General features: G+C 71.9%; 5 protein-coding genes. 3 read left to right on the top strand and 2 right to left on the bottom strand.

What is annotated here, in order from left to right:
• On the bottom strand, positions 1 to 257 hold a 257-nt coding region (locus Q0L15_RS22780; RefSeq protein ID WP_296607143.1), incomplete at its 3' end, for an ArsA-related P-loop ATPase.
• A 31-nt stretch (positions 258 to 288) separates the two neighbouring features.
• On the bottom strand, positions 289 to 729 hold the full coding sequence (locus Q0L15_RS22775) for an SRPBCC family protein (RefSeq protein WP_296607142.1): 441 nt from the start codon (positions 727 to 729) through the stop codon (positions 289 to 291).
• A 151-nt stretch (positions 730 to 880) separates the two neighbouring features.
• Here Q0L15_RS22775 and Q0L15_RS22770 point away from each other — a divergent pair, with 151 nt between their 5' ends.
• The 3 genes from Q0L15_RS22770 to Q0L15_RS22760 all read left to right on the top strand — a co-directional run bounded on the left by Q0L15_RS22770 (position 881) and on the right by Q0L15_RS22760 (position 4786).
• Positions 881 to 2683, top strand: coding sequence for a long-chain fatty acid--CoA ligase (locus tag Q0L15_RS22770; RefSeq protein ID WP_296607141.1), 1803 nt, complete (start codon positions 881 to 883; stop codon positions 2681 to 2683).
• A 171-nt stretch (positions 2684 to 2854) separates the two neighbouring features.
• On the top strand, positions 2855 to 3589 hold the full coding sequence (gene cpaB / locus Q0L15_RS22765) for a Flp pilus assembly protein CpaB (RefSeq protein ID WP_296607140.1): 735 nt from the start codon (positions 2855 to 2857) through the stop codon (positions 3587 to 3589).
• 6 nt (positions 3590 to 3595) lie between these two features.
• Entirely contained in the window at positions 3596 to 4786 is a 1191-nt protein-coding gene (locus Q0L15_RS22760) for an AAA family ATPase (RefSeq protein WP_296607139.1), read from the top strand.
• The last annotated feature ends 30 nt before the right edge of the window (positions 4787 to 4816 follow it).

Genomic DNA, 4816 nt, shown 5'->3' with positions numbered 1-4816 from the left:
TAGCGCTGGATGTCGGCCCAGGACTGCTCGAAGCGCAGCTGGGCGTCGACCTGCACGACGAAGAGGCCGGGCGCCACCTCGGTCGGCTCGGCCCCGATCGCGCCGTACTCGCAGCCGAAGGCATCGGCCAGCGAGTGTGCGGCGTCGGTGGAGAGCACGAGCGTGCGCAGGCCCTCGGCGGCCGCGAGCGCGGCGGTCCCGGCCGCGACGGTGGACTTGCCGACCCCGCCCTTGCCGGTGAACAGGAGGATGCGCACGGTCAGCGGGCCCAGCGTCCCCGGGTGCAGGTCATCCGAGCGACTCGACGCGCTTCTTCAGCCCCTTGAGCGCGGTGTCGATGAGGATCTTCTCGCCCTTGCGCTTGAGCATCCCGATCAACGGGATGTTCACGTCGAGCGCGAGGCGGTAGGTGACCTCGGTGGATCCGCCGGACAGCTCGCGCAGGAGGTACGCGCCGTCGAGCGCGCGCAGCATCTTCCCGTGCACGAGGGTCCAGGTGACCATGTGGTCGCCGTTCCAGGTGTACTCCAGCGTGTACTCGTCCTTGATCGGCGAGACGTCGAGCTTGAAGAACACCTGCTCGGCGCGGCCGTCAGGGAACTCCGCCACCACGTCGGAGGTGGTGACCCCCTTGGCCCACTCGGGGTACGCCGGGAAGTCGGCGATCACCGCCATGATGTCGGCGGCGGCAGCATCGATGACGATCGACGACGTGGTCTGCTCGGCCATCGGTTCCCCTCGCTCACTGGAGTCGGCAGCTGGGTCGGCTCGGTCTGCGAGCGTACCGGATCCCGACCGCCGTCGACGCGGCGGTAACCTCGCTCGGTGAGCCCCAGCGACCTCCGCGCGAGCGCGCGGCGCCGGACCCCAGGAGGCCCTCGTGCGTGAGTTCTCCACCCCTGCGACGGTCGAGGTCCCCCCGACCGGCAACCTCACCGACGACGTAGTGCTCAACGCCCGCGAGGCCGGCGACACGGTGGTGTTCAGCCGGCGCGGCTCGGACGCCAGCAGCGACGGCTGGGAGGACGTCACCGCCGCGCAGTTCCTGACCGAGGTGAGCGCGGTGGCCAAGGGCCTGATCGCCGCCGGCATCGAGGCCGGCGACCGGGTCGCGATCATCTCCAAGACCCGCTATGAGTGGACGCTGCTCGACTACGCGATCTGGTTCGCGGGGGCGGTGACCGTGCCGATCTACGAGACCTCCTCGGCCGAGCAGATCTCCTGGATCCTCTCCGACTCCGGCACCCGGGCCGTGGTCGCCGAGGGCGCGGACCACCTCGCACGGATCAGCGAGGTCCGCACCGGTCTCGACCAGCTCAACCACGTGTGGTCGATCGCCGACAACGCCGTCGACAACCTCGCCCGGCTGGGCGCCGACATCTCCGACGAGGAGCTCGAGAAGCGGCGTACGTCGGCCGGCCCGCTCGACCTCGCGACCTTGATCTACACCTCGGGCACGACGGGCCTGCCGAAGGGCTGCATGCTCACCCACGGCAACTTCATGTTCGAGATCGGCGTGGCGGTCACCGAGCTCCCGGAGCTGTTCGAGGGCGACGACGCCTCGACGCTGCTCTTCTTGCCGCTCGCCCACGTGTTCGCCCGCATCATCCAGGTGGGCTGCGTGAAGATGCGCACCCGCCTCGGGCACAGCGCCGACATCAAGAACCTCGTCCCGGACCTGCAGGAGTTCCAGCCGACGTTCGTCCTCGCCGTGCCCCGGGTGTTCGAGAAGGTCTTCAACACCGCCTCGCAGAAGGCCACCGCGGACGGCCGCGGCCGGATCTTCGACCGGGCCGCCGAGACCGCGATCGCCTACTCCCGCGGTCTGGACAAGGGCCGCCCCTCGTGGGCGGTCCGCGCGCGGCACGCCGTCTACAGCCGGTTGGTCTACGGCAAGCTCGTCGCCGCGCTCGGCGGCCGCTGCCGCTATGCCGTCTCCGGCGGAGCACCGCTGGGCGACCGCCTCGGCCACTTCTACCGCGGCATCGGGCTGACCGTGCTGGAGGGCTACGGGCTGACCGAGACCACCGCGGCGCTCACGGTGAACCTGCCCGAGGCGATCAAGGTCGGCACCGTCGGACGGCCGCTGCCGGGCACCGCCGTACGCATCGCCGACGACGGCGAGCTGCTGTTCCGCGGCGGCCAGGTCTTCGCGGGCTACTGGCACAACGAGGCCGCGACCATGGAGTCGCTCGAGCCCGAGGGCTGGTTCCACACCGGCGACGTCGGCGAGGTCGATGACGAGGGGTTCGTGCGGATCACCGGGCGCAAGAAGGAGATCCTCGTGACCGCGGGCGGCAAGAACGTCGCCCCGGCCGTCCTCGAGGACCGCCTGCGCGCCCACGTCCTGGTCGACCAGTGCATCGTCGTGGGCGACGGGCAGCCGTTCATCGCGGCGCTGATCACCATCGACCGCGAGTCGCTGCCGGTGTGGGCCGAGGCCCGCGGCAAGACCGGCAGCTTCGCCTCGCTGCTCGAGGACGCCGACCTGCGCGCCGAGATCGGGGCCGCAGTCGAGGAGGCCAACAAGGCGGTCTCGAAGGCCGAGTCGATCCGCAAGTTCACGATCCTCCCCGACGAGTGGACCGAGGAGGGCGGCCAGCTGACGCCCAGCCTCAAGATCCGGCGCAACGTCGTCATGCGCGAGTTCAAGGAGGACGTGGCCGCGCTCTACGTCTCCTGACGGGACCAAGTTCCCGACGGAAATAGTGGCTAAAGCCCCTTGCGGCGCCGCATTCCCTTCTAGAGTGCCCCCGGAGACCACGTCACGGGGTGAGGGCGCGGTCGCTCGAGGTTGCAGCACGTCCGTTGCCGGAACCACCCCGGCACGGCCCTGACTGGGGAGGCCACCACGATGGATCGACGCCGGCTGCTGATCGTCGCTGCCGCGCTGGTGGCCGCGCTCGGGACCGCGCTCGTCGTGGTCTACGCCCGCGGGGCCGACCAGCGGGCCGAGGACCGCTTCGACACCGTCGACGTCCTCGTCGCCACCCAGCCCATCACCGCCGGCGAGACCATCGAGTCCGCCCGGGCCGCGGGCAAGATCGGCACGGGCTCGGTCGCGGCGGCCGACCGCCTCGACGGAGCACGGACGTCGGTCGACGAGATGGCCGGCCAGGTCGCCCTGGTCCCGATCCAGCCGGGTGAGCAGCTGATCGCGGCCAAGTTCGGCTCCTCCGCCGAGGCCGCCGCGCCCCTGCCGATCCCGAAGGGCCAGATGGCGGTCTCGGTGAACCTCACCGACGCCGCGCGCGTCTCGGGCTTCCTCAACCCCGGGTCCCAGGTCGCGGTCTTCCTCAACGGCACCGACCAGGAGACCGGGCAGCCGTTCACGCGGCTGCTCCTCCCCCGGGTCACCGTCCTGGGCGTCGGATCGACCGCGCCGGTCGCGACGACCACGACCGACGACTCCGGCGCCCAGACCGTGGAACAGCTCCCGCGCACCCTGCTCACGGTCGCGGTCGACCAGAAGCAGGCGCAGAAGGTGCTCTTCGCCTCGTCCAACGGCGAGCTGGCGTTCGCGCTGCTCGACGGCGACAGCGAGGTCGCGTCCGACAAGGGCGTGACCGCGCAGAACCTCTTCCGGTGAGCTGACGTGCCCGTCGTCGTCGACCCCGATCCCGCCGCCGTCGCAGCGCTGCTGACCGCGCTCCCGGCCGGCGCCCACGGCATCGACTCCACCGATCGCCTGCGGGCGTGGGTCGCCGAGCACACCGAGGAGTACGTCGTCGTCCTCGGGCCCGGCCTCGACCTCGAGGACGCGCTCGCCGCGTGCGAGGACCTCCGGGTCGGCCGACCGACCGTGAGCGTGGTGCTGGTCCGCGACCAGCAGCAGGCGCCCATCGACGCGACGCTGCTCACCCGCGCGATCAAGGCCGGGGCGCGCGACGTCGTGCCCCACGACGACCTGGGCGCGGTCGCGGCGGCCGTCGGGCGCGCCCACCAGCTCTACGTGGCCCTGCGGGGGCCGACGGGCGCGACCCACCAGGGCCGGGTCATCACGGTCTTCTCCCCCAAGGGCGGGGTCGGCAAGACGACGATGGCGGTCAACCTGGCCCTCGCGCTGGCCGACCGCGGCGCCCGTCAGGTGTGCCTGGTCGACCTCGACCTCGCGTTCGGCGACGTCGCGATCACGCTGCAGCTGTTCCCCTCCCACACCGTGGAGCACGCGATCGGGTCCGAGGACACCCTCGACGCCGACCTGCTCGGCGCGCTGCTGACCCGGCACCAGGACGCGGTGATGGTGCTCGCGGCCCCCAGCCAGCCCGACGTCCGCGAGCGGGTGACCCCGGCACTGGTGACGCGGATGCTGGCGACGCTGCGCGAGACGTTCGACTTCGTCGTCGTCGACACCGCGCCCGCCTTCGACGAGACCACGCTCGCCGCCCTCGACGAGACCGACGAGTGCGTGGTGGTCGCCACGCTCGACGTACCCACGCTCAAGAACGTGCGCCTCGCGCTCGAGACCCTCGAGATGCTCGGGATCGCCCGGGGCCACCGGCACCTGCTCCTCAACCGGGCCGACGACGCGGTCGGCCTCGGCCCCGACAAGGTCGAGGCGATCCTGGGCCTCTCGGTCGCCGCCCAGGTCGCGACGTCGATCGACATCGCTGCCTCCACCAACGCCGGCACGCCGATCGTCAGCGGCAAGCCGGACCACCCGTCGAGTGCCGCCATCCGCGGCCTCGCCGTGCAGCTGGCCGGCGAGCCCGCCGACCCGGCCGGGGCCGCCCCGGTCGATCCCGCGCCCGCGACGCCGGCGCGCCGGTTCCGGATCCGGAGGTGACCCGCATGAGCCTCGCCGACCGTCTCGCCG

The organism is Nocardioides sp. (genome assembly GCF_024509035.1).
In the GTDB taxonomy this organism is placed as follows: Bacteria; Actinomycetota; Actinomycetes; order Propionibacteriales; family Nocardioidaceae; genus Nocardioides.
This window is presented reverse-complemented; position numbering and strand designations above follow the sequence as displayed.

Excerpts from the sequence above, each read along its gene's own strand:
- Q0L15_RS22775 (WP_296607142.1), bottom strand. The coding sequence starts at position 729 with ATGGCCGAGCAGACCACGTCGTCGATCGTCATCGATGCTGCCGCCGCC.
- cpaB (WP_296607140.1), top strand. The coding sequence starts at position 2,855 with ATGGATCGACGCCGGCTGCTGATCGTCGCTGCCGCGCTGGTGGCCGCG.